This window comes from Mycobacterium sp. TH-M106, assembly GCF_057473765.1.
Genome location: NZ_JBYCLE010000399.1, coordinates 1 through 2,571, shown reverse-complemented (window position 1 = coordinate 2,571; position 2,571 = coordinate 1). Strand labels below are relative to the sequence as shown.

Below are 2,571 nucleotides of genomic sequence, written 5' to 3'. Positions count from 1 at the left end.
CCGGGTGCTCCAGCCAGCGACGACGACCGTACCCACGCCGTCTGACGAAATCTAACCCCACCCCCGGGTTCTTGCCACAAAGGCCCAGCATACGGTCTTGGCGATGGCGTATCGGCCGACGCCGGCGACGGCCCATCCTGGCGGTTCCCCCGGCTGCCGTGCTGAAGCTGAATCGGTACCGAACGTCATGTGCGACAACTATTTTCAGTGCCCGTCCGACGACGGCGAGGGCGCTTTCCCTCGTTGGTCGGCAGCGACGGCTGCGGCTGCCCGCCGCCGCGGCGCCGATTTCAGATGATCCTGCGTGTCGCGCGTGTCGCCGGGCGTGTCGAGCAGTGCATTCATGCAGCGCACTCATGGGGTAGCGCGGCGCAAAACTACCCTCAGTAGTAGACCACGGCTCACCGGGTGGCGCGCCAGACCCGGTCGAACGGCAGTCGCCAGGCGTGCGGCGCGATCAGCTGGTGGATGGCGTTGGGGCCCCACGATCCGGCGTCGTAGGCGCGCACCGGCGGCGGATCGGACAGCAACGGCTCGGAGACCTCCCAAAGCCGCTCGATCCCCTCCGACGTGGTGTAAAGCGTGTGGTCACCACGCATCGCGTCCAGGATCAGCCGTTCGTAGGCTTCCAACACGTCGCTGGCGGATTCGGTGTCGGCCACCGTGAACTGCATGCTGTGCTTATCCAGCTTCATGCCCGGCCCGGGCCGTTTACCGTAGAACGACAGCGACAGCTTGGCCTGATCGGCCAGATCGAACGTGAGGTGGTCCGGGCCGTGCGCGCCGACGCCGGATCCCGGCGGAAACATGCTCCGCGGCGGTTCCCGGAACGCGATCGAGATGATCCGCTGGCCCTCGGCCAGGCACTTGCCGGTGCGCAGGTAAAACGGCACACCCGCCCAGCGCCAGTTGTCGATCTCGCACTTGAGCGCAACGAAGGTCTCGGTGTCCGAGTCCGGCGCCACACCCGGCTCGTCGCGGTAGCCGCGGTACTGGCCGCGCACCACGTTGTGCGGGTCCAGCGGCACCATGGACCGGAACACCTTATTCTTCTCCACGCCGATCGCGTCGGGTGCCAGCTCGGTGGGTGCCTCCATAGCCACGAACGCCAGGACCTGGAACAGATGAGTGACCACCATGTCCCGAAACGCGCCGGTCTGCTCGTAGAACGCCGCCCGTCCCTCCAGCGACAGCTTCTCGGGGACGTCGATCTGGATGTGGTCGATGAAAGTGCGGTTCCAGATCGGCTCGAACAGCCCGTTGCCGAACCGGAAAGCGAGGATGTTCTGCGCAGGCTCTTTGCCGAGGAAATGGTCGATCCGGAAGATCTGTGACTCGTCGAACGTCTCGTGGATCGAGGCGTTGAGGGCCACCGCGCTGTCCAGGTCGGTGCCGAAGGGCTTCTCCATCACCACGGCCGCATCGGCGGTCAGGCCCGCCTGCGCCAGCATCCGGATCGACGGGATCGCGGCGGCCGGCGGCACACTCAGGTAATGCAGCAACCGGACCTGATCGTCCGGGCCGCTCAACTGCTCGGTCTGCGCCCGCACCGCCGCCGCCAGTGCGTCGGGACCGCTGTGCTGCGGCACGTACGTCAGGTTCTGCGCCCAGGCGTCACGCTCTTTGACTGACGCCTGACTGCGCGAGAAATCCTCGCAGGCTCGTACGGCGAGCGTGCGGAACGCGTCGTCGTCCACGTCGTCCAAGGATGTGCCGACGATGCGCAGTTCCGGGGCGAGCCGCGACATCGACAGGTGAACCAAGGCGGGAAGCAGCTTGCGGCGGGCCAGATCGCCGGTCGCGCCGAACAGCACCACTACATGCGGCGCGGTGCGGCGCGTGTCGGTCACCGCCATGGATAACCCCCTTGGTCTGGCGCAGGTGTTCAAGCCAGCCTAACGACGCCCTCGCCGCGCGGTCAGGGCGCCAGATAGGCCACCACATCGCGCAGCCGCTCGGCGGCCGTGCGCAGCGCCGCGACATCCGGACCGGCGCGCAGCACCTCGCGGGCGACCGCGGGCAACAGCTGGCCCGGGGCGGCCCCACCCAGGCCGCCCAGCGCCTCGGGCCGTCCACCCTGCGCACCGATGCCGGGTACCAGCACCGGCCCACCCAGGGCGCTGACGTCGGGGACGTCCACGGCGGTGGCGCCGACGACCACCCCGACCGAGCCGGGCTCTGGCCGGTCAGCCCGGTTGATCTCAGCCGCGGCGTCGACGATCGTCTGGGCCACGGTGCGGCCACCGGCTCCCGCTACCAGAGCGTTCTGCACAGTCACGCCCTCCGGGTTGGAGGTGGCGGCCAGCACGAAGACCCCCCGCTGATGGTGCGCGGCCACCTCCAGCAGCGGCGACAGCGACCCGAATCCCAGGTACGGCGAAGCGGTCACCGCATCGGCGGCCAGCGGCGAGTCGCCCGCCCACGCCGCGGCGTAGGCCGCCATCGTCGAACCGACGTCACCACGCTTGGCGTCGGCCAGCACCAACACCCCGGCGGCGCGCAGCGCGGCGATGGTGTGCTCCAGCACGGCGTAGCCGGCCGCACCGTGCGCCTCGAAGAACGCCACCTGGG

2 protein-coding genes are annotated in these 2,571 nt (G+C 69.1%); both read right to left on the bottom strand.

Features of this window, described 5'->3' with window-relative positions; all coding sequences use genetic code 11:
• Positions 1–401: 401 nt before the first annotated feature.
• Positions 402–1,856, bottom strand: coding sequence for a glucose-6-phosphate dehydrogenase (zwf, locus tag AC2VOP_RS14175; RefSeq protein ID WP_486961564.1), 1,455 nt, complete (start codon positions 1,854–1,856; stop codon positions 402–404).
• Between the two features lie 62 nt (positions 1,857–1,918).
• On the bottom strand, positions 1,919–2,571 hold a 653-nt coding region (gene pyrF / locus AC2VOP_RS14170), incomplete at its 5' end, for an orotidine-5'-phosphate decarboxylase (protein WP_486961563.1).

What these genes read in the sequence shown, in the direction of transcription:
- zwf (WP_486961564.1), bottom strand. Translation starts at nt 1,856, where the DNA reads ATGGCGGTGACCGACACGCGCCGCACCGCGCCGCATGTAGTGGTGCTG.